Below are 21,223 nucleotides of genomic sequence, written 5' to 3'. Positions count from 1 at the left end.
CCATCTGCCGCAACCACCGAAGTGCCCAACAGGACCGGCTCCGAGTGCAGCGTGAACGTTGCCTTGGTGCCGGGCTTAAAGTTCTTCCCCGTGATGGTCAGGTTCCCGCCCGCTGCCACAGTTGCATCGCTAACGCTGCCACTGGCGGTGCTGGTGGGAACGGTCGACGGCGTGCCGCTGGCTGTTGCCGAAGGCGTCGCACTCGGTGTGGCCGAAGGCGTTGCGCTCGGCGTGGCTGAAGGCGTCGCACTCGGTGTGGCCGACGGTGTTGCTGACGGCGTAGCACTCGGCGTGGCCGAAGGCGTCGCACTCGGTGTGGCCGACGGTGTTGCTGACGGCGTAGCGGTCGGAACCGTTGTGCTGCAGCTGAACTTGGCATCTGCCCAGTCAGCCCACTCGTCACCGTTCAAACCGGCAACCTTGATCTTGGCAGCGTTCAAATCGATGTAGCGGACACCCGTGACATCAACATTGAACTTGTAGCCTTCGCTGTCAACAGTCAGCTGCGGTGAGGTGGCAAGGGTCTTGCCGTCTCCCACCACTGTGAAGACCACGTTGCCGCGGTGGGCCTTGGTCAGCTTCGCATCATCAATGCCAACCACTGCACTGAAGGTGGTGCACTGGGCGCCAAGGTAGTAGCTGATGCTGGAATCGGCGTGAACGCCAAGTCCCTTCGCATAGACCTTGGTGTCAATGGTGATGGGAGTTCCGTCACCGGCGGCATCTTCACCGTTGTTCAGGTCGCGCTCAACAGGTCCCCATTCATTCACGGGCGTGCCCACGAACTGAAGGTCGGACGCGAAGCTGTCCTTGGTGGGCGCAGCAGGCGGAGCGCCCACAGTGCTGACAGCCACAGAACCTGTGGCTGCTTTCCCGTTGCTGTCAGTGCCTGCAACGTTGATGGTGCCGGCACCCAAAGCTGCATCGGCGGCAACCTTGTAGGTGTAGGTGGCAACGCCAGCCGCAGTTGCTGTGGCCTTGCCCAGCACGGTGGTGCCCAGGGAGAACGTGGCCTCCGTGGCGGCCTTCAAATCACCAACGGTGACTGTGTAGGACTTGCCCTGCTCCAGAGGTCCGGCGGGGCTGACCACGGGGGCCAGAGCGATCGCGGGTGCATCATCGGAGCACGCAAACTTGGCATCTGCCCAGTCAGCCCAGTCATTTCCGTTGCTGCCGTTGGCGTCAACCACCAGGTCGATGTACTTGGCGCCCTTCAGGTCAACGTTGATCGGCAGCGCCGCCGAGGCGCCTGTCAAGATGCCGGAGTTGTAGAGTTCAGTGCCGTCGCCAAGAACCTTGAAGATCACAGATCCGCGGGTTGCCTGGAAATCATCAATGCCAATGACGGCAGTGAACCTTGAGCACTGTGCACCAACAAAGTACTTGATGGTTGACGCTGCGTGAACGCCCAGGCCCTTGGCATAGGGCTTGCCGTCAAGCATGAGGGCCGGGCCGTCCTTCTCGCCCTGCTCACCGTTGGTCAGATCCTTCTCGGCAGGTCCCCAACCGTTGGCGGGGGTGCCGATCCACTGCATGTCGGAGGCAAAGGTGTCAACGGTGGGCGGGTGCGGCATGGTGTAAACACCCAGGATGGATTCAGCCTTGCGCACACCGATCGGATCAACAGTGGTGGTGTACACGGAGTTGGCCGTGATGTTGTAGTTGCCGTCGGCGGAGGCCGGCGCCAAAACATTCCACTTGGTGATGAGCTTTGCTCCTGGTGCCAGTGTTGCGGCGGTTGCCGAGGTGGTGGGCGTTGCCGTCCAGCCCGCCGGCAGATTCAGGGAGACCGCAGCGTTGGAGACGGGTGCCGGCTCGTTGGACACCAGGGTAGTGGTGAACTCGTTGTCAGTGCCCTGTTCAATGATGGGTCCGGTTTGACCCAGCGACAGTTGGGCGCAGGCCGGGGTGGTTGTTGATACACCCAGGTCGCGGACCAGCAGATTGTCCAGAGACAGATCTGATGCTGTGGAACCTGTGCGCAGCAAACCAACGTAGCTGTCGCCACAAGCGCTGGCCGTGAATTTCTGCACCCAGCGGGTGGTTGTAAACTGTGCCGGGAACGGGGTGGACTGGGTCTGGACCGCTCCGGCTGCGCCGTCGTAGCCACCAACCCAGGAGTACTCATTGGCCTTGGTTGACTGGTAGTTGAAGGCGATTTCGTAATCGTGGCCGGGGGTGAACTTCACTGTTGCCGGAGTGGTCCGGTACACCAGGCCGCTGTTTTCCTCATGGGCGTGCAAGGAGAAGTTGCCGTTCAAAACGTCATCCATGACCTTGCCGTTCCAGCCCTTTTGAGTGAACGGTGCATGAATCGGGGCCAGGTGGGTGCGCGGGTCGGTGTTGCCGCCTGCATTGCCCTTGACGAACGGGCCCCAGCCCTGGTCAACGTTTTCAAAGTCTTCGGCAAGAACCACACCAGTGGCGCCACCCTGGCCCACGTTGGCTGCCGTGACCTTGGCGGTCTTGACCACACGAATATCATCAACCAGGACGGCAGTGGTGCCCGCACCGGTGGAGATCTTCAGAACGGGCTTGTCGCCGTCGTTCTTCACATCAACCAGAACGCTCACGCGTTGGCTGTAGGTGCGGTTCTTCTGGTCTGCGGCAACAGTGTTGAACAGGCTCGAAGAGGTGAGCGTGTTGGTGACTGCCGGAGAGCCGGAAACAGTGGCGCTGAGCGTGGTGTCACGTTTGCCGCGCGGGAACTTCTCCACGCTGGCCAGTGTTGGATCGATTTCAATCCATGCGCTGACGGAATAGGTGCCCTTGGTGAGCGCGCCCAGAGTCTGGGTGACGCTGGAAGCACCGTCCCCCAAGCGGGCGGTCGTCAGGCCCTTGGCGGAACGCTCCAGGGTCACATTGCCCTGCGGGTTCCATGCGGCCAGGGTGCCGGAGTTGAAGCCGGGGTCGTTGACTCCGATGCCGTAACCCCAGTTGGTGCTTGCGTTGGGGAGAACAGTTTCAGAGGCGGAAATGGCGGGCGTGGTGGCCAACGGTGTGGTGGGTACCAAAACGTAGGCCGTGTTGGCCTTCGGGTTCAAGTTGACCTTGCCCCCGGTGACGGCCACGTCGCCGACCAACTTGCGGCCCTGGTCCGTGAGCTCGTAGAGCTTCAAAGTGGTCTGGTTCGCAAACTCCGGCAGCAGGGTCCATGTCTGGGCTCCACCGGCGAGGCTGTAGTTGTACAGCTTGGTCTGCTTGTTGGTGTCATTGGTGGCGGTTTCGCCGAACTCCACCAGTTCGCTGGCCCACGGCAGGAGGTAGTTGTGTCCTTCAAGGACCTTCACACCCTTCTGGGTGATGATGCGGTTCTCCAGCGATGTTCCCGTCACGCTCAGGTTGTTCTCGAGCGTGATCGCCGCGGGCGTCCACGTCTTGATTTCCTGCTGCTGGAGGAACTTTACCGGGACGTTGTTGTCCCACACGTTTTTCAGGAACGCGTTGTAGTCGTTCTGGCCGGTCCAGCCCTGCCACTCAATGATGTGTTGGGTGCCCAGGCGGGGGTCCGGGTTCCAGATGTCTCGCTGGGTGTTCTGGGCGAAGCGGATGATTTCCGAGTTCCAGCCCTTGAGCGTGGATCCACCGTATTTTTCATCAACTGCCCAGTGGGACCAGGTGTTGTTGCGCACCATGGAGTTGGCGAACTCGGAGGAAACAGAGAAACCGTTGTCCATGATGTTGCGCTGGAGGCGCTCACCGATCCAGCCGGACTCGTAGTACACGTCAATGTAGTTCGCGGTCAGGTTGTCGTCGGCGGCTTCATCGAGACCGGCAATGCGCGCGTTCTGGTCACCGGAGAGGACATCGCGACGCTGGTCGATGTAGTAGGACTGTTCGAGCCAGTTCCAGCCTTTTCCGGGAGGCTGCTTGATGAAGGTGTCACTAAAGGCCTTGGATTCCGGGTACGCCTCGGTGTTGTTCATGTGCACCGTGAACGTTGCGCCGTATTCTTTGGCCTGCACCAGGAGCGAGTTCATGTCCTTGATGCCGCCGGCGCGTTCGTTCCAGTTGCCGCTGAAGTCGGTGTTGGCCGAGTCGTGGCCTTCCGAGGTGAAACCCTTCAACAGGGAGTACTGGCCCAGGCCGTCCGTGGCCAAAGCGGTGTGCTTGACGTCGTCAAGGGTGCGCAGGAACGGGTTGGTGGCCTGGCTGGCAAAGTTGAACGGGATGTTCTGAACCACGCGGTTCTTCACATCTTCCCAACCCTTGGGCTTGTATTGAACATCGCGGGAGGCGATGGCGCCGTCTTGCCAGTTGACAGTTCCATCAGCGTTGGCGTCAAGAGTGATGATGACCTTGGCCTCGGGCAGGGGCTCGGTTTCGGTGGAGTCCTTGGCTCGGTACAGCCAGGCACCGGAGGAGATACCCACCTTCTTGTTGACGCCGTCGGCCTTGACCTGGCGCCAAAAGCGGCCCTTCTCGGTGGCTGCCAGGGCGTTGTCCTCGGGGGACCATGCGCCGTCGTACAGCGAGTTGCTCTCAAAGCCGGCGGCCAGATTGGCGTTGTTGGCAATGGCCATCATGGACGTCTTCGCGGCTGCGTCAATTGCTGTTGCGGCGTTCACGGCGGTGATGGTGTCACCGGAGATGGCGCGATCGGTGGAGATCACTGCCGAGGCCACGGAGGCTCCGGCCTCGGTGGAGGAGAGGGTGACCAGGTCCTGATCCATGATCTGGATGCGGTTGACCCGCCCAGTGCCGGTTTCCTTGATTTCGGTGATGTTGAACGTCAGTACGTTCTTATCCACGGAGAGCCTGGCCAACATGGTCACGCCGTCCATGCCGGGCACCGTGATGTTGTAGTCGATCGACTTGCCGCTGACGTTGAGCGCGGATGTCACGGTGACGTTCTGGTCAGTGCCATTGATGCGCATTTTGGTGGCGACGGCGGTGGCGCCTGTCATGGTCTTTCCAGCGAGCGTGTATTTCAACGCCTGGGGGAACGCGGTGGAGACCTCAACGGAGAGTGTTGCCGAGGAGATCACCGCCGTTCCGTCTGCCGCGACGGCAGGAATGGCCGCAGCGAGGGGGACGATGGTGCCAGCCATGACGGCGCCGGCGATCCCTATCCCCAACCACTTGCGTTGGTGTCGAGCGAGTGACATCAAGAGCTCCTTGAATAACTTTTTGCGGTCCAAGTGGCGGTCTGCGCACTTGATTGGTGATGCGAATTTCAGCGTTTATTGGACTAAACATGATCCAGCTCACACTGTTATGGATAACATTACATGATCGTGTCCAGTGGGCACTCTCTATTTCGAGGGTGGAAATAATGTGACCCCCGGCCCGAGGTGGCTCATCCGCCGCTGGAGTACAAGTGATTGATAGTGACGTTTTCATGGTCGTTGTAATCATTATGTGCTAGGCTGGTGCACAACCCGGAGAGCTTCTGGAGGCCAGAAGAATGTGTCACCAGAAGCCGCTAAACAAGGAGAATGCGCAGCATGAGCGAAAACACCCAACTTGGCCCCTTTATGGATGCTGAGCTCACCAGCCAGCCCGAAGTATGGGCTCAGGCAATTGCCCAGGCAAAGAGTGAGAACCTGTTGCCTGCCGATGGGCAGCGCGTGGCAGTGATTGGTTGCGGTACATCGTGGTTCATGGCCCAGAGCTACGCCACAGCCCGTGAGGCGGCAGGAAAAGGCGTCACCGACGCGTTCGCCGCTTCTGAGGCATTCCTTGGCGCCGAGCGCGGCTACGACGCAGTGGTTGCCATTACCCGTTCGGGCACCACCACAGAGGTGCTGGAAATCCTCACGGCCATCAAGGGCACTGTGCGCACAGTTGCCCTGGTTGGTGACATCACCTCCCCGATCATGACCCTGGCAGACGCCATTGTGGAACTGCCGTACGCCGATGAGCAGTCAGTGGTGCAGACCCGCTTCGCCACCACGGCACTGACCTACCTGTTGACGAGCATTGGCGTTGACCTCAGCGACGCCGTCGAGGATGCCAAGGTCAGTGTTATCGCTCCCGTGGAGCAGGAACTGATCGACGCCGAGCAGTTCACCTTCCTGGGCACCGGCTGGACCGTAGGCCTGGCGCACGAGGCCGGCCTGAAGATGCGTGAAGCCGTGCAGGGCTGGACCGAGTCCTACCCCGCCAAGGAATACCGCCACGGCCCCATCTCCATCGCCGCCCCGAACCGCGTCACCTGGATGTTTGGCGAGCAGCCCGAGGGCCTGGACCGCGACATGGTCAAGACCGGCGCGCTGTACATCAACACCACCGTGCACCCGCTGGCCGAACTGGCCCGCGTCCACCGCGTCACCCTGGAGCGCGCACGTGCCCGCGGCATGAACCCGGACCTGCCGCGCAACCTCACCCGCTCGGTCATCCTGGGCGACTAGTCCCCAAGTCCTCCCGTTTCAAGCCGCTGACGCGACTTGAAACGGGGCCCTCGGGCTTGTGGGCCCAATCGCCGGTCTGGCCGGATTTCTGGCTAAAATGTTAGGCACGCCACCTCCCTGCGAAGTGGCGTGCCTGATGTTTGTCCATGAACAGCGGGTCCGCACCAGATAGTGCCACCGGTATTTGCCTTCTACAAAGAAATTACCTTCATGAATACTTTGATAAACCGTGCGGGCGAATCCGAAACGCTGCCCGCCAACGCTGCCACCGACGTGCCTATGCTCGACGCCGTACTGGCCTTTGACGTGGGCGGCACCGACATGAAGGTGGGCATGATCTTGGGCGATCCAAGCCACGGTGAGGTTGAGGTGCGCGATCTGCAACGCCATCCAACACCGCTCGACGGCGCCCGCTCCGGGGAGAGCGTCTGCGCCAGGATTGTTGAGCTGACGGCCGAGTACCGGGCAGCCCACCCGGAGCTGACTATCGGCGCCGTGGGCGTTACCGTTCCGGGCATTGTGGACGAGGATGCCGGCATCGGCATCTACTCTTCCAACCTGGGCTGGCGCGACTTCCCCTTCACGGCAACGTTGGAGCAGGCCCTGGGCCTGCCCGTCGGTTTTGGCCACGACGTCAGCATGGCCGGTGAAGCTGAATTCCATTTGGGGGCAGCCGCGGGCGAAAAAGACGTGCTCATCCTGGTCATCGGCACCGGTATTGCCGGAGCGATTTTGTGTGACGGCAAGCGAATCGCCGGTGGTGGTTACGCAGGGGAGATCGGCCACGCCATGGTGCCAGGCCCGGATGGCAGCCTCGTGATCATGGAATCTCTGGGTTCCGCCGGTGCCATTGCGCGCCGGTATGGAGAAGTTACGGGAGAAGCTGTGCCCGGTGCACGCGAAGTCATCGCCCTCGCTGCGGCAGGGGATGTAGCGGCAAAAACCATCTGGCATGACGCCATCCACGCACTGGCCTTCAGCATTGCGCAATGCGTTTCCATCCTGGGCACCGAAACAGTAGTCCTCGGCGGCGGCCTGTCCATGGCCGGCCCTGCACTCTTTGAGCCGCTGGCGGCACGTGTGGATGAACTCCTGACCTTCCACCGCCGCCCCGGCTATGTTCATGCTGCCCTGGGTGAAAATGCCGGACTCATTGGATCAGCGTTGAAGGCACGCAGCCTCAGTGCCGGATCCCTGGCGCCGGGGAAGAAGCAGGCGTGAGCGCCAACAATGTAGTCCTCACCGTCACCCCCAACCCGGCTGTTGACGTCACGTACACGGTGGATGGCGTACATCTGGGCTCCTCCCACCGTGTTCCCACCCCGCTGTACCGGGCCGGCGGCAAGGGCCTGAACGTTTCCCGCGTGGCGCACCAGCTGGGGCACCCAACGCTCGCGATTGCCACGGCTGGCGGCCCGGCGGGGGAGCAGTTGCGTGCGGACCTGCTGGCAGCCGGGATCCTGCACCACCTTGTCCCGGTAAGCGCTGCCACGAGGCGCACCATTGCCCTCGTGGACACCGCGCACGGCAACACCACCAGCATTTTCAACGAGGTGGGTCCTGCCCTGAGCGGCGCCGAATGGCAGGCGCTTGCCGCCGCCGTCGTGGATAACCTGGCCGGCGTTCAGACGGCCGACGGCGTGCGCAAGCCGGGCGTGCTGGTCGGCTCGGGCTCCCTCCCGGAGCAGGCGCCCGCCGACTTCTACCCGGCCCTGGTGGCCCTGGCCCACGCCGCGGGAGTGCCGGCCATCGTTGACACCTCCGGAAGCGGCATTCTGGCCGCGGCCAAGGCCGGTGCAGACCTGCTCAAACCCAACAACCACGAGTTGATGGAAGCCGTTGGCGAGAGCAACCTTGTCAGTGCCGCCCGCAAACTGATGGATTTGGGTGCCAAGCGCGTGCTGGTCAGTGTTGGTGAGGAAGGCATGCTCGCCTTCAGTGCCGACGCCCCGAGCCGGTACATCCAGGCAAAATTGCCCGCACCGTTGAGCGGCAACCCCACAGGTGCCGGCGACGCAGCGGTGAGTGCTGCCGCCGTCGCCCTTGCCAACGGGGTTGAAGACTTGCGCGAGATTTTGCGCGCCGCCACCTCGTGGAGCGCAGCAGCTGTGCTCATGCCAGGCGCCGGGGAGATTTCCCCGCAGTACAACGAGCTGGCCCAACAACTCATCATCACAGACCACTAAGGAACATCTTTCATGGCTTTGACAAACACCCGCGACATCATGAACCTGGCGGCTGCGGCCGGCATTGGCCAGGGCGCGTTCAACGTGATCCACTTGGAAACTATTGAGGGATTGATTGGCGGAGCCGAGGCTGCGGGCCGCCCGGTCATCTTGCAGATCTCGGAGAACTGCGCCAAGTTCCATGGCGGACTGGAGCCGGTGGCTGCGGCAACCTTGGCGGCAGCCCGGCGGGCGAGCGTTCCGGTGGCCGTGCACCTGGACCATGCCGAGGATGAGGCGCTGGCCTACGAGGCCGTGGACTTGGGTTTTGGCTCCATCATGTATGACGGCGCGCACTTTGAGTACGAGCAAAACGTTGAGGTCACGGCCCGCGTGGCAGCCTACGCCCATGCGCGCGGCGTCTACGTTGAAGCCGAGCTGGGCAAGGTCGGCGGCAAGGATGGTGCCCATGCGCCGGGCGTGCTGACGGATCCCACCGAAGCGGCAGCCTTTGTGGCAGCAACCGGTGTGGATGCCCTAGCTGTTGCCGTGGGCTCCTCGCACGCCATGACGGAGCGCAGCGCGGCCTTGAATTTGCTGCGCATTGCCGAGTTGAAGGCAGCTTTGGATGTGCCGTTGGTGCTCCACGGCTCCTCCGGCGTGGCGGATGAGATGATCGCGGCAGCCATCGCAGCAGGCATGACCAAGATCAACGTCTCCACCCACCTGAACGGTTTCTTTACGCGCGCCGTTCGCGAGTACCTAGATGCCAACCCGGCTGTAGTAGATTCACGTAAGTACTTGGGTGCCGGACGCACGGCCCTGGTCCCTGAAGTTGCACGGTTGCTGGACTTGTTTGCCGGCGCCGGGAAATCGGATAACTAAACGCGATGGCCGCTGGCCGTCACGGGGAGAAACACATGAACAGAACTGAACGACTCACTGCAATCTTGGACATCCTGGCCGCCGACGGCCATGTGGAGGTCGATGAGATTGTGGAGAAGCTGGGCGTTTCCCCGGCAACGGCACGGCGCGATTTGGACTCCTTGGCCAACGAGCGCCTGCTGACGCGTACCCGTGGCGGTGCAACGAGTGGTTCTGTTTCTTATGACTTGCCGGGCCGGTACAACCGTGACGATTTTGCCGAGGAAAAGCAGCAGATTGCGCACGCCGCGAGTGCCCTGATCCCCAAGGGTGCAGTTATTGGGCTGTGTGGTGGAACCACCAGCACAGCGCTGGCGCAGGTGCTCTCCACCCGCGAAGACTTGATGGTGCAATCCAACAGGCCAACACTGACTGTGGTCACCAACGCCATTAACATTGCGGCGCAGCTGGCCATCAGGCCCAACTTTAAGATCATGGTCACCGGTGGCATTGTCAACCCGCGCTCCTACGAGCTGGTGGGACCCTACGCCGACTCGATTTTGCAGCGGGTGGCCCTGGACTTCGCCTTCATTGGTGTGAACGGCATTGAGCCCGGTGCCGGCCCCACCACCAATGATGAGGGCGAGGCTTCGGTGAATTCCCGCATGGCCCGGCGGGCCTCGGAGGCCTACATCCTGGCTGACGCCTCCAAGATCGGCAAGCGTGCCTTCGCCACCATGGAGGAGCACGATTTCCGCAACCTGATTACGGATTCCCGCATCACCCCGGAGCAGCTCACCGCGTTCACCGAAGCTGGCACCAACGTGATTGTGGCGCCACAACTGTAGATCCGCACAAAAAAGCTGCGGCACCCCAACCATCAGGTTGGGGTGCCGCAGCTTTTGGTGCTTGCGGCCTAGGCGAAGAATTCCTTGCCGTAGTAGCTTCCTGCCGCGGGGAGCCCTGCCGGAACGGCAAAAACACCCGATCCCACGTGGCGGATGTACTCATTGAGCCTGTCGGAACTGCCCAATTTGCGCTGTAAAGTGGCGAATTGTATGGGGTTCTTTTGGAAACTCAGGAACATCAACCCGGCGTCCAACCGGCCCACGGCGTCGAGCCCGTCGGTGAAGTTATAGCCGCGGCGCAGGATCTTGGTGCCCCCATTGTTTTCATGGGCCACCAAGGCAATGTGGGAATCCGGTGCAATGGCCGGCGCCCCGGCAACCGTCGCGTGAAAGTCGGGCACGTCGTGTTCCCTGGTCCCTGACAGCGGTGCGCCCTCGCCTTTGGTGCGGCCAAAGATGCTCTGCTGATCCCCAATAGTGTCCTCATCCCAGGTCTCAATGAGCATGTGGATCTTGCGGGCCACCAGGTAACTTCCGCCCACCATCCACGGCTGACCGGCTTCCTCGCCCACCCACACATGCGCATCAAGATCCACGACGTCCTTGACATTGCGGGTGCCGTCCTTGAAACCCATCAAATTCCGTGGCGTGGTTTGGTTTGCTCCGGCGGAGGCGCGCCCAAAACCTAGGACAGTCCACTTGGTCTTGACCATGGTTCGTGCCATGCGCGCCAGATTGCGCACCGCATGGTACGCCACCTGCGGATCGTTGGCACAGGCCTGGATGCACAGGTCCCCGCCGGTCAGGGCCGGGTCGAGCGACTCCCCGGCCATGGCTGGCAGCTGGGCAAAGTCGGCGGGCTTGAACGGGGCCAGGCCAAATCTCTCATCGAAGAGGGACGGCCCAAAACCCAAGGTGAGGGTCAGGCCCTGCGGCCCCATGTCGGTGGCCTCACCGGTGTCCCCGGGAATGGCCTGTTCCCGGCCCGGCTCCACCTTGCCCACGGGCGCACCGGATGTCATCTCGGCCATGGCCGCCGACCACTTGGCCAGCACCAATTGCAGCTCGGTGGGGCTCGTGGCGGTCACGTCAAAGGCCGTAAACACCAGATGGTCCTGCGGGGGAGTGTCGATCCCGCCTTGGTGCTCCCCATAAAACGGGTAGGACAGGTTGGCCCGCGCCGCCATGCGTTCCACATCGGACACGGGCTCGGTGGGTGCGGAGGCGGCGGCACCTGATGCCAGGGCGCCGGCCACCCCCAGGGCCATACCGCCCGCACCGGCCAGGGCTGCGGATCCGCTAAAGAATTTCCGGCGTGAAACCCCAGCCGTCGGCTCCGTGGGCTCGGTCATCAGACAGTCGCCACTTTCTCGGAAATCTTCGCCAACGGTGCCTGCAGCGACTGGATCAACTGCGTGAGCTTGGCGGCGTCGGACTTCTTCAGCTCTTCCGTGTACGCCTTGAAACCACCCAGGGCACCAGCATCCTTGTACCCGGCCAGGGCGGTGTTGACGGTCTCGAACTGGGTGGTGATCTGCTCGCTCAGCGTTGCGTCAATGTCTTTCAGGGCCGGCTTCAAGTACTCAAACGCCTGCTGCGAGCCCTCAATGTTGGCGGCGAAATCGACCAGGTCCAGCTTGGAGTAGGCCTCTTCCTCACCGGTGATCTTGGAGGACTGGACTTCCTCGAGCAGGCCGCTGGCACCGTTGGCCAGTTCCTCGGGCTTGTAGGAGCCCTTGGTTTCCAGCTCGGCCGTGAGCGTCTTCAGGGTGCCCACGTTCTTCACAATGCCGGCGGCAAGGGCCTTTGACTTCTCCGTGATGGCCTTGGCCTCAAAGAGGTCCTTTTCCAGTGGGTGGAAACCTGTCCATTCGGTCCCGGGCTCGACGTCGGCCACGCGCAAGTCAAGGGCGGGGTCCAGATCGGGGAAGCTCTCCGCCACCGGTTCGATGCGCTCAAAGAACGGGCGCGCCTGGGCATAAGCCTTCTGGCTGGCGGCAACATCGCCGGAGTCAACGGCCTTTTGCAGGGCTGCGACGGCCAGCACCAGGCTGTCCACCTGGCCGGAAACGTACTTGGCGTAGCCGTCGGTGCCCTCCATCAACTTTTCGCTGACACCATTGGCGGCTGCCGTTGCGGCGCCACCGCTGACGGTAAACGCCTTGGACTCGGTGACGGCGCCTGGGCAGTACAGCTGGTACTCGCCACCTGCCAGCGTCACGGTAAAGCTGACGGCCTTCAGGCCCGGAATGACGTTTTCACGTTCGCCCAGGATGCGCTTGTCGCTGAGCAGCTCCACCTCGCTGACACCGGAGGCGTCCTTGTTGGAGATGGTGAAGGTGACGGGTCCCGCAGGGGCGTTGGAGAAGTCCGGGACGCACTGCTCGTCGCCGTTGACCTTTTCAACGCTGACAGCGATCTGGGCGGCGCCATTGCTGACGGGTGCGGCGCCACCCTTGGCGGCACCGGCCTGGCCCTGGGGTGTTGCGCTGCCGCACGCGACCAGGGAGAGGGCGAGCACTGTTGCCCCGGTGAGCAGTACTGCAGTCTTGGAGCGCAGGGTGCGGGTGGGCAAGGAAGACATGTGTGTCCTTTGGCAAGAGGGGAGGGGAGGGTGTGTGCAAAAAAGGGGAGCACCAAGTGGCTGGCGCGCGGGGCGCCAGGGGTGGGTGGTACGGAATTAGGGTGAGGGTGCCGTGATGAGCAGCTGGCGGCGGTTGCGCCGGGCCGTGACAAGCAGCATCAGGGCGGCCACCAGGAACACTGCAGGCAGGTAGCGAGACCACAGGACGTTCTCAGCCGCAGCGGATTCAAAACTGCTCAGTTCGGTGACGGCGGCGGTGACATGCTTTTCGGGCACATGCCAGCCGCCTTCGCCCGCAACGGCAATGGTGCGGGAGGTGGCCAAGCCGCCCCCGCTCAATGTCAGGGTTGCGCCCTGGGTGTTCACGGCGTCGATCACTTGGTGGTTGACGAGCCACACGGTGATGCTGCCCTTGTGGTTCCAGCTTGCGGCGAAGGGGCCGGGGTTCTTGGCGGGGCTGATGCCCACCGGCATCCTGCCGCCGTTGAGCTCGCTCAGCATGTCTGCTGATACCTTGGCAGGCTCGGCCTCCGTCGCGTTGGAGGCGGCTGCTGTGGAGACGGTGGCGGTGCGTCCGGCATGGGACTCGGTGCCGTGGCTGGTCAGCTCGTAGCTGGCTTCGGTGCCGTCCGCGGAGGTCACCACGAGGGTTTTTCCGTCCCCTGGGGCGAGCCGCAGCGAACCCGCCGGTTGCCCCGCAGACGAACGTAACGGCGTCGTACTTGTTGCCGAGGGGGCGCTGGGAATGGCCACAGGGGCGGCCAAAACCAGCACCAGGGCGGCAACGGTGAGCGTTCCGGCAGCGATGAATTGCAGGCGCGGCAAGGAGGCGGCGCTGGGGCGCCAGGTGCGCGGCCACAGGATGAAGGCCAGCATGGGGATCAAGTACAGGGCCCAGCCCAGCAGCTCCACCACGCGGGGATCGTTCGGGATGCCGAACACACCGGTGAGGATGGCTGCCCGGGCGCTGCCGTTGGGGGCCAGCCAGGCGAGGTTGACGGTGATGTCCTGGCCGATGTTGATCCAGCCGGCTTCGTGGGCGGTGCGCAGGGACTTCATGACGAGCCCGGCGGCGACGAACACCAGGAACACGCCCGTGGCCTTGAAGAACTTGGCGAGGTTGAGCTTGATGGCCCCGCGGAACAGCAGGAACCCCACACCGGAGGCGATGGCCAGGCCCAGCAGCGCACCCAGCCCGGCGCTCAGCGGGTTCAACGATGACTGGAAAGCGGCCACCATGAAGACAGCCGTTTCAATACCCTCGCGCAGCACTGCCAAAAAGGCCATGCCGGCCAAGGCAAACACCGAGCCGCCCTTCAAGGCAGAGCCGGCATGGGCCTCCAGGGTGGATTTCATGGAGCGCGAATTCTTGCTCATCCACAGGATCATGAAGGTCACAATCACCACCGCCACGGCGCCGATGACCGTTTCCATGGCTTCTTGCTGCTGCTGGGGGAGTGCCGCGGAGATCAGTTCCAAGGTGATGCCCACCAGGGCGCTCAGGAGTACTGCTGCGCCAACACCGAGCCACATGGGCTTGAGGGGCTGGCCATTGCGGCGCAGAAAAGCAGCAATCATGCCCACTATCAGTGCGGCCTCAAGACCTTCACGCAGGCCGATGACAAGTGTTGCAAGCACCCAAATACTCCGGTGTTCCAAAGACGTAAAAAGCTGAGGTGTGCCTCAGCTCTCGGGCAAGGCTACCCTAAGGTTGCCGTCTGATGCCAATTAGGCCAGCGAAGTGTTGCGTAATGGTCCGGGGCGGCTCACCAAATGTGGTCCGGGGCGTCCAGCACCGTCTTGGACGGATCGGCCTGGGTCCACTGCGCAAAGTTGCTGTCCAGGGCGTACTGCTGCCCGGTCCGGATGAGTGTGCGGACCTCGGCGTTCTCCGGATTGTTCAAGGACTCAAAGTACTCCACCGACCAGTGGAACCAGCGCATGCAAAACAAACGCATCGTCAACCCGTGCGTGACCAGCAAGGTGTTGGGGGCGTAGTCCGGCTTGGACCAATGCCTGTACAGGGTCTCCATGAAGGAGGACACCCTGTCGTACACATCCGAGCCCGATTCGCCCTCACGGAACCGGTAGAAGAAGTGGCCGTAGGCGTTGCGAAGTTCCTTTTGATCGGCAATCTCCGCCGGGTTTTGAAAGTTGGCCCAGTCCTGTTCACGCAGCCGCGGCTCCTCGATGGTCCGTTCCACCAGGTCACCCAAGTTCAGGGCTTCAAGCGTTTGATAGGCCCGCAGGTAGGGGGAGACGTAGACGCACACCTTTTGCCCGTCCAATTGCCGCCGCACCCTTTCCCCGGCCGCCCTGGCCTGGGCCACGCCCAGCTCGGTCAGCGGGATCCGGTAATCGGGAATCCTGTTGTACAGCGTTTGGTCAACATTGGCTGCCGACTGTCCGTGGCGGATCATGATGATCTTGCGTGGCGCGCTCATGCCCTAGAGCCTATCCCCACGTCCTCTCCAGCCTCGCAAGCCCAACCTCGCAAGCTCGGCAAACTACTTCGGCGGAACCCTTAAGTCCTGCTTTTCGGGAGCGTACACTGTGAGCATGCCAGCTCGACCCGGTGAATATGCGCCAGCCCTTGCACGTGCACAAGAGCATGCAAATCGCTGGATTGATTCCCTGCCCAGCCGCCCCATCGGGCCCCGGCAGGACGCCGAGCAGTTGCTTGCCCGCTTCTCGATGCCCCTGCAGGAACTGCCCATCGATGCGGCCGCCGTCGTGGACGAATTGGCCCGGCTCGCAGAACCGGGCCTCATGGCGATTCCTGCCGGGCGCTTCTTTGGCTGGGTCATGGGCGGGACGCTCCCGGCCGCCATGGCTGCGGACTGGCTTGTCAGCGCCTGGGACCAAAACGCCGCACTGCGTTATGCCACGCCGGCAACTGCTGCGGCGGAAGAGATCGCGGGTCGGTGGCTCCTGGACCTGCTGGGACTTCCCGCCGGTGCGGATGTGGGGTTCACCACCGGCGCCACCGGATCAAATTTTGTGGGGCTGGCCGCTGCCAGACAATTCGTCCTGGATGGGGTGGGTTGGGACATCGCGGCCGAGGGTTTGAGCGGATCCCCGCGCATCAACGTTTTTGTCGGCCGGGACCGCCACGCCTCCGTGGACTTGGTGCTGAAGTACCTGGGACTGGGCAGGCCCATCGAGGTTGCCGCCGACGCGCAGGGGTGTCTGATTCCCGGCGCACTGGCCGAGACTATGGATGCTGTATCGGGTCCGGCCATTGTGTGCCTTCAGGCCGGAAATCTGCATTCGGGGGCCAGTGACCCCTTCACGGAGGCCGCTGCCCTTGCCCACGGCCGTGGTGCCTGGGTGCATGTGGACGGGGCATTTGGCTTGTGGGCGGCGGCGAGCCGCACACACCGCCATCTGGTGGAAGGATTGGCGGATTGCGACTCGTGGGCCACGGATGCCCACAAGACCCTCAATGTGCCCTATGACTGCGGTGTGGCCATTGTTTCGCGTCCGCAGGTCGTGCGTTCAGTCTTTGGTGTGCACACCAGCTACTTGGTCAGGGACGACCACGGACCGGGTGACCCGTTTGAGAAGGTGCCCGAATTTTCCCGCCGTGCCCGTGGCGTGCCGGTCTGGGCGGCGCTGCGTTCCTTGGGTACTTCAGGGGTTGAAGATCTGGTTGACGGGCTGGTGGCGCGGGCCCAGTCCTTCGCCCAAGCGCTCGCTGCCATGCCCGGCGTCGAGGTGGTCAACGAGGTGGTCTTCACCCAGGTGTGCGTTGGTTTTGGCTCCGATGAACGGACCCGGCGCATCACCGAGCACATTATTGCCGACGGCACGGCATGGATGTCGGGCTCGCATTGGGCCGGCAGGGACATCTTGCGCATTTCGGTCAGCAACTTCTCCACCGACGAGCACGATGTGCAAGCCGCGCTGGCAGCCGTCGAACGTGCCATGGCCGCCTGCGACCTTCGCTGAACCAAGCAGGACCCAGCCCTACAGCGGCCACGCCGTATGGCTGAAAGCAGCCGGCGGGGGCATGATGGAGTGCATGAGCGAACGCCCGTCCACAGCTGCCACGCACGACGCCGGACCAGCCGTCCCAGCCCCAACATCCCCAGGTGCCGTGCCCGGCGTCGAGCATCAAGGGTCAGACCATCAGGGATGGGGCGTGAAGTCGCGGCGGCGGCTGATCACCGAGGTGCTGCTGGTGCTGGGTGTCTCGGTGGGGCAGTCGGCCGTGTACTCGGTGGTGTCGCTGCTGGAGAAGATGAGCCGCGCCCCCATTGCGCAGGGCACCTCAACGCTGAACGTGGTGCGCAACAACCGCGAATTCTTTGACCTGACGTATCAGCTGCTGGACATCTTCTTTGCGCTGGTGCCCGTCATGCTGGTGTTTTACCTGCTGGCCGAGCCCGGGAAGTCGGTGTTTCGGAGCATCGGGCTTGATTGGCGCCATCCCTTCCGCGACGGGTTCGGGGCGCTGGCGCTGCTGGTCATCATTGGCGTACCGTCGCTGGGGATCTACGCGGCCGGGCGGGCCATGGGCATCACCACTGAGATCATTCCCAGCGCCTTGAACCAGTATTGGTGGACCATTCCCGTGCTGGTGCTCTCCGCCATTCGTGCCGGCGTGCTGGAGGAAGTCATCCTCAACGGGTATCTGCTGGGCCGGCTGGAGAAGATCGGGCTCGGGCCCTGGGCGGCGATCACGCTCAGCGCTCTGCTGCGCGGCAGTTACCACCTGTATCAAGGCTTTGGCCCGTTCCTTGGCAACGTCCTGATGGGCCTGCTGTTTGGTTGGGTGTACAAAAAGTACGGCCGGGTGGCGCCGCTGGTGGTGGCCCACGCCCTGGTGGACATTGCCGCGTTCACGCTGGGTCCGGCCCTGGGCTTCGGCGGCTAGCCAGGCGCCGTGCCCCCATGATGCAAACGCAAACGGCACCCGCCCCCAAGGGGAGGGTGCCTCCCCAGCCGCTCCCTCACCTCGTACCTCGGTCAGGGAACCCTGCGGCTGTGGGCCCAGTCGTGCTTGAACAAGAAGTGCTAGATGGTGACCGGGCCGTGAGCTGTCTCGAAGGTGACGCTCATGATGCCGGGGGTGCCGCGCGGGGCAATCCACTCCACGGCGACGTCATCCAGGGGTGCCTCGACGGGTTCGCCCAGCCACTCGGTGACGCGTTCGGCGCTGCCGGCGATGGTCAGCGAGGAGAGCCTCACCGTGGATTCGCGTGCCAGCGACGGGTGCAAGCTGGGATCGCCCTCCCATTTGAGCATGTACGGCACCTGGGGGTCGGCAATGAGGCCCTTGATACCAATCTGCTGCCACACCAATTCCTGGCCGTCGGGGAACTTCCTGTTGCCGGGGACGGCGCTGCGGCCCAGGCGTTCTTCGAAGGGGGTGAGATCGTCAACGGCGACGCACCACCCCATCCAGCCTCCTCCGGCCGCTGACCGCGCCTTGACGGCCTGGCCGAACGGCGCCTTGTCCGAAGCGGGGTGATTAAGGCACTCAACAATTTCCACATAATGGTGGTCGGTGAGGGGAATAATCATATTGCGGGTGCCGAAGCGCGGATGAATTCCTCCGCGCACTGCATCGACCCCGAGGGCGGTCGCGATTCGCTCCGTAGTGGCAGCCAATCCGTCTGATTCACTGGCGTAAGAAACATGATCCATTCGCATGACTTCATCTTGGCACTTTGTGATCGGTGTCTCGACTTAGCGTTACCTAAGGCACATGGGACGTACCATCTCAAGGGTGTTTGGTGTCCCCGCGGGTGGGGCAGAATTGGGGTGTGACTGATACTGGAAACGCCCCGCTGACCCTGCCCACCGCCGCTGCCCTTGCTGAACGAATCAGCGCAGGGATCGCTGCCGAGTTGGGAGTCCGCCCGGCCCAGGTTCGCGCTGCGATTGGCCTGATGGACGACGGCGCCAGCGTCCCCTTTATTGCCCGGTACAGAAAAGAAGTCACCGGCACCCTGGATGACACCCAGCTCCGCGACCTTGAGGAGCGGCTGCGCTACCTGCGCGAACTGGAGGCCCGGCGCCTGACAGTGCTGGAGACCATCCACGGGCTCGGCAAGCTCACTCCCGCCCTGCGCCGCACCATCGATGCCGCCGCCACCAAGTCGGAGTTGGAAGATCTCTACCTGCCGTACAAATCCACGCGCAAAACCAAGGCCGACGCCGCCCGTGAGGCTGGTTTGGAGCCCCTGCTGGACGCCTTGCTGGCCGATCCCTCCCGCTTCCCGTCCGTGGAGGCGGACACCTTCGTTGATGCGGCCCGCGGTGTTCCCTCGGCGGATGACGCCCTGGCCGGAGCACGGGCCATTCTCATTGAACGTGCCGGCCAGGACGCTGCGCTGGTGGGGGAGTTGCGCGAGCGGCTCTGGAAAACTGGGCGCCTGCGCTCAACTGTCAAAACGGGCAAGGATGCGGCGGGCGAAAAGTTCAAGGACTACTTTGACTTCTCCCAACCGCCACACACGCTGCCCAGCCACCGTGTCCTGGCGCTGCTGCGCGGCGAAAAAGACGGCGTGCTGGGCCTGGATTTGGCCGAGGCCGACACCCGTGACGCCGACGCCGCCGCCCTGGCACGTTCCCGCTACGAAAATGCCGTGGCGCACTCCCTGGGCATCGCCGAATCCGGCCGGGCAGCGGACAGCTGGCTCATGACCAGCGCCCGACTTGCCTGGCGCACGCGCATCCTGACCCGCCTTTCGGTTGACCTGCGCGTGCGGCTGTTCCAAAGCGCCGAGGAGGAATCGGTGCGCGTCTTCGCGGCAAACCTCCGAGACGTCTTGTTGGCGGCACCGGCCGGAAACCGCGCAACCCTGGGTCTGGATCCGGGACTGCGCACCGGCGTCAAGGTTGCCGTGGTGGATGGCACCGGCAAGGTTGCCGCAACGGAAACCATCTACCCGCACGCGCCCGCCCGGAAATGGAACGAATCCCTTGCCACCCTCGTGGCCCTGGCCAACAAGCATGGCGTTGAGCTGATTGCCATTGGCAACGGAACAGCCAGCCGGGAGACGGACAAATTGGCCGCCGAACTTGTCGCCGAGCTCAAGCGCACAGCCCCGGACCGCCAAGTCATCAAGCTTGTTGTCTCCGAAGCGGGAGCCTCGGTGTACTCGGCGTCGGCCCTGGCCAGTGCCGAACTGCCCGGCATGGATGTGTCCTTGCGTGGGGCCGTGTCCATCGCCCGCCGGTTGCAGGATCCGCTGGCGGAACTGGTGAAGATCGATCCCAAATCCATTGGCGTGGGCCAGTACCAGCACGACCTCACCCCGGCCAAACTGGAACGGTCCCTGGACGCGGTGGTGGAAGACTGTGTGAACGCCGTGGGCGTGGACCTGAACACCGCCTCCCCGGCACTGCTGGCGAGGGTGGCCGGCGTCGGACCGCTGTTGAGCGAGAACATTGTGGCGCACAGGAACGAGCACGGCCCGTTCAACAAGCGCCGCGAACTGCTCAAGGTGGCCCGGCTTGGTCCCAAGGCGTTTGAACAATGTGCGGGATTCCTGCGCATCACCGGGGGAGCGGAACCGTTGGATGCCTCCAGCGTGCACCCCGAAGCGTACGGCGTGGCCCGCAAGATCCTTGCCACGGTGGGTGCCACATCAGCCGAGATTTCTGCCGGCGTTGGGGCTGTGTCCTCGGTCAACCCGGCCGACTTCGTGGACGGCACCTTTGGCCTGCCCACAGTTGCCGACATTGTGACCGAGCTGCAAAAGCCTGGCCGCGATCCCCGGCCCCGCTTTGAAACAGCCACGTTCACGGACGGCATTGAGAAGATCACCGATCTTCGCCCCGGCATGATCCTGGAAGGAACCGTCTCCAATGTAGCGGCGTTTGGCGCGTTCGTGGACATTGGCGTGCACCAGGACGGGCTGGTGCACGTCTCGGCCATGAGCAACTCCTTCGTCTCGGACCCTCATACTGTGGTCAAGTCCGGCCAGGTGGTCCGCGTGAAGGTTCTGGAAGTGGAGCCCGAACGCAAGCGCATCTCCCTCACGCTGCGTCTGGATGACGCCGCCGATACGTCTTCGAGGAAGTTCGACGCCGACTCCCGCACCCCCGCCGCCCGCACCCCCGGGCGGCCGACTCCCAAGCAGGGTGCGGCAGAGTCACGGGGTGCGGGGCAGAGGCGCACCCCGGGTCAGGACTCCGCCCGACAAGGCGGCGACCGTCCAGCACGCCCCGCAACGCCTCAACCAACGGCCAACACCGCCATGGCCGAGGCTCTGCGCCGCGCGGGCCTGGGAAAGTAGTTCCAGGTCCTGGTAACTCGGTGAGTGCGCAGCTGATGCGACGTGTGGGGCTCCAAGTCTCATCAGCTGCGCACTCACGGTGGTGGAATGGTTCATAAATTCAGCCAGTGCCACTTTTCGGCGCATATTTCAAGCAAATCTTCGGCCAAGGTCATAA

Annotated in this window: 14 protein-coding genes; 8 read left to right on the top strand and 6 right to left on the bottom strand. The window is 63.2% G+C overall.

The annotated features are described in order from the left end of the window. The coding region (locus CVS27_RS19160; protein WP_103467442.1) for an endo-alpha-N-acetylgalactosaminidase family protein at nt 1–5,108 on the bottom strand (5,108 nt) is incomplete at its 3' end. Nucleotides 5,109–5,447: 339 nt separating this feature from the next. Here CVS27_RS19160 and CVS27_RS19155 point away from each other — a divergent pair. The 5 genes from CVS27_RS19155 (at nt 5,448) to CVS27_RS19135 (ending at nt 10,230) form a co-directional block, all read left to right on the top strand. After that, on the top strand, nt 5,448–6,353 hold the full coding sequence (locus CVS27_RS19155; protein WP_103467441.1) for an SIS domain-containing protein: 906 nt from the start codon (nt 5,448–5,450) through the stop codon (nt 6,351–6,353). 210 nt (nt 6,354–6,563) lie between these two features. Then, on the top strand, nt 6,564–7,574 hold the full coding sequence (locus tag CVS27_RS19150) for an ROK family protein (RefSeq protein WP_243400281.1): 1,011 nt from the start codon (nt 6,564–6,566) through the stop codon (nt 7,572–7,574). Beyond that, on the top strand, nt 7,571–8,539 hold the full coding sequence (locus CVS27_RS19145; RefSeq protein ID WP_103467440.1) for a 1-phosphofructokinase family hexose kinase: 969 nt from the start codon (nt 7,571–7,573) through the stop codon (nt 8,537–8,539). The genes CVS27_RS19150 and CVS27_RS19145 overlap by 4 nt, the downstream gene beginning before the upstream one ends. 12 nt (nt 8,540–8,551) lie before the next feature. Beyond that, nucleotides 8,552–9,403 carry a class II fructose-bisphosphate aldolase gene (locus CVS27_RS19140; protein WP_103467439.1) on the top strand — a complete coding sequence of 284 codons (852 nt, stop codon included), beginning with the start codon at nt 8,552–8,554 and terminating at the stop codon, nt 9,401–9,403. 35 nt (nt 9,404–9,438) lie between these two features. Further along, nucleotides 9,439–10,230 carry a DeoR/GlpR family DNA-binding transcription regulator gene (locus CVS27_RS19135; RefSeq protein WP_103467438.1) on the top strand — a complete coding sequence of 264 codons (792 nt, stop codon included), beginning with the start codon at nt 9,439–9,441 and terminating at the stop codon, nt 10,228–10,230. Between the two features lie 68 nt (nt 10,231–10,298). Here the strand turns inward: CVS27_RS19135 and efeB are convergent, their stop codons facing one another. From efeB to CVS27_RS19115, 4 genes are all read right to left on the bottom strand, one after another. After that, entirely contained in the window at nt 10,299–11,582 is a 1,284-nt protein-coding gene (efeB, locus tag CVS27_RS19130; RefSeq protein ID WP_103467437.1) for an iron uptake transporter deferrochelatase/peroxidase subunit, read from the bottom strand. Then, a complete protein-coding gene (gene efeO, locus CVS27_RS19125) occupies nt 11,582–12,814 on the bottom strand; it encodes an iron uptake system protein EfeO (RefSeq protein WP_103467436.1) in 1,233 nt (410 codons plus the stop codon). The genes efeB and efeO overlap by 1 nt, the downstream gene beginning before the upstream one ends. 96 nt (nt 12,815–12,910) lie before the next feature. Then, a complete protein-coding gene (gene efeU / locus CVS27_RS19120; RefSeq protein ID WP_103467435.1) occupies nt 12,911–14,452 on the bottom strand; it encodes an iron uptake transporter permease EfeU in 1,542 nt (513 codons plus the stop codon). A 128-nt stretch (nt 14,453–14,580) separates the two neighbouring features. Next, the gene (locus tag CVS27_RS19115) at nt 14,581–15,258 is read right to left on the bottom strand and encodes a histidine phosphatase family protein (RefSeq protein WP_103467434.1); all 678 of its coding nucleotides are present in this window, start codon (nt 15,256–15,258) and stop codon (nt 14,581–14,583) included. A gap of 115 nt (nt 15,259–15,373) precedes the next feature. Between CVS27_RS19115 and CVS27_RS19110 the strand changes: the two genes are divergently transcribed. Together CVS27_RS19110 and CVS27_RS19105 are read left to right on the top strand one after the other, a co-directional pair. After that, nucleotides 15,374–16,765: a pyridoxal phosphate-dependent decarboxylase family protein gene (locus CVS27_RS19110; RefSeq protein ID WP_103467450.1), complete on the top strand. Its 1,392-nt coding sequence runs from the start codon at nt 15,374–15,376 to the stop codon at nt 16,763–16,765. A 73-nt stretch (nt 16,766–16,838) separates the two neighbouring features. Then, nucleotides 16,839–17,693 carry a CPBP family intramembrane glutamic endopeptidase gene (locus CVS27_RS19105; RefSeq protein ID WP_103467433.1) on the top strand — a complete coding sequence of 285 codons (855 nt, stop codon included), beginning with the start codon at nt 16,839–16,841 and terminating at the stop codon, nt 17,691–17,693. A 140-nt stretch (nt 17,694–17,833) separates the two neighbouring features. Here the strand turns inward: CVS27_RS19105 and CVS27_RS19100 are convergent, their stop codons facing one another. Next, entirely contained in the window at nt 17,834–18,472 is a 639-nt protein-coding gene (locus CVS27_RS19100; RefSeq protein ID WP_103467432.1) for a VOC family protein, read from the bottom strand. 113 nt (nt 18,473–18,585) lie between these two features. Between CVS27_RS19100 and CVS27_RS19095 the strand changes: the two genes are divergently transcribed. Continuing rightward, on the top strand, nt 18,586–21,066 hold the full coding sequence (locus CVS27_RS19095) for a Tex family protein (protein ID WP_103467449.1): 2,481 nt from the start codon (nt 18,586–18,588) through the stop codon (nt 21,064–21,066). The last annotated feature ends 157 nt before the right edge of the window (nt 21,067–21,223 follow it).

This window comes from Arthrobacter glacialis, from assembly GCF_002909445.1.
GTDB lineage: Bacteria > Actinomycetota > Actinomycetes > Actinomycetales > Micrococcaceae > Specibacter > Specibacter glacialis.
This window is presented reverse-complemented; position numbering and strand designations above follow the sequence as displayed.

Coding starts and splice junctions, on each gene's coding strand:
- CVS27_RS19155 (WP_103467441.1), top strand. CDS start 5,448: ATGAGCGAAAACACCCAACTTGGCCCCTTTATGGATGCTGAGCTCACC.
- CVS27_RS19150 (WP_243400281.1), top strand. CDS start 6,564: ATGAATACTTTGATAAACCGTGCGGGCGAATCCGAAACGCTGCCCGCC.
- CVS27_RS19140 (WP_103467439.1), top strand. CDS start 8,552: ATGGCTTTGACAAACACCCGCGACATCATGAACCTGGCGGCTGCGGCC.
- CVS27_RS19135 (WP_103467438.1), top strand. CDS start 9,439: ATGAACAGAACTGAACGACTCACTGCAATCTTGGACATCCTGGCCGCC.
- efeB (WP_103467437.1), bottom strand. CDS start 11,582: ATGACCGAGCCCACGGAGCCGACGGCTGGGGTTTCACGCCGGAAATTC.
- efeO (WP_103467436.1), bottom strand. CDS start 12,814: ATGTCTTCCTTGCCCACCCGCACCCTGCGCTCCAAGACTGCAGTACTG.
- CVS27_RS19115 (WP_103467434.1), bottom strand. CDS start 15,258: ATGAGCGCGCCACGCAAGATCATCATGATCCGCCACGGACAGTCGGCA.
- CVS27_RS19110 (WP_103467450.1), top strand. CDS start 15,374: ATGCCAGCTCGACCCGGTGAATATGCGCCAGCCCTTGCACGTGCACAA.
- CVS27_RS19105 (WP_103467433.1), top strand. CDS start 16,839: ATGAGCGAACGCCCGTCCACAGCTGCCACGCACGACGCCGGACCAGCC.
- CVS27_RS19100 (WP_103467432.1), bottom strand. CDS start 18,472: ATGCGAATGGATCATGTTTCTTACGCCAGTGAATCAGACGGATTGGCT.